General features: G+C 47.8%; 1 protein-coding gene. It reads left to right on the top strand.

Annotation, left to right across the window (positions count from 1 at the left end; genetic code table 11):
• Positions 1–524, top strand: a 524-nt coding sequence (locus IEV46_RS17895) for an IS3 family transposase (protein WP_188433991.1), incomplete at its 5' end; no start/stop codon positions are given.
• Positions 525–561 lie beyond the last annotated feature (37 nt).

Here is a 561-nt window from a genome sequence, read left to right as displayed (position 1 = left end):
TCCTCTTTCCGAACCGGTTGAATCGAGAGTTTACCGCCGAGGTTCCGTTACGTCGTCTCGTAACGGATATTACCTACGTTCGAATGGGGAACTCCTTTGCTTACCTGTCGGCAGTACAAGATTTGTATAACAATGAGATCGTTTCCTGGTCCCTGTCGAAGCGTAATGATCTGGAGCTGGTTCTGGATTCGTTGGAGCGGCTTAAGGAGAAAGGATCTCTAAAGGATGTACTTCTACACTCGGATCAAGGTTTTCAGTATACCTCCCGGACGTATGCCCACCGTTTGAAGAGCTACGGGATGTTAGGAAGCCATTCGCGTCGTGGGAATTGCTTTGACAATGCTTGTATCGAATCGTTCTTCTCCCATCTGAAAACAGAGAAGCTTCACCTCACGCAACCAAAGACTTTTGAGGAAGCCTACCAAGCCGTCGAGGAATACATCACCTTCTACAACCAAGAGCGTTTCCAGAAAAAATTGGGCGACCTTTCCCCTGTAGAGCATCGGGAAAAAGTCGCCGCATAACCGTTCTTTTTTTCATTGTCTACTTGACGGGGTCAAG

It is taken from the genome of Kroppenstedtia guangzhouensis (genome assembly GCF_014637345.1).
GTDB classification, from domain to species: domain Bacteria; phylum Bacillota; class Bacilli; order Thermoactinomycetales; family DSM-45169; genus Kroppenstedtia; species Kroppenstedtia guangzhouensis.
This window is presented reverse-complemented; position numbering and strand designations above follow the sequence as displayed.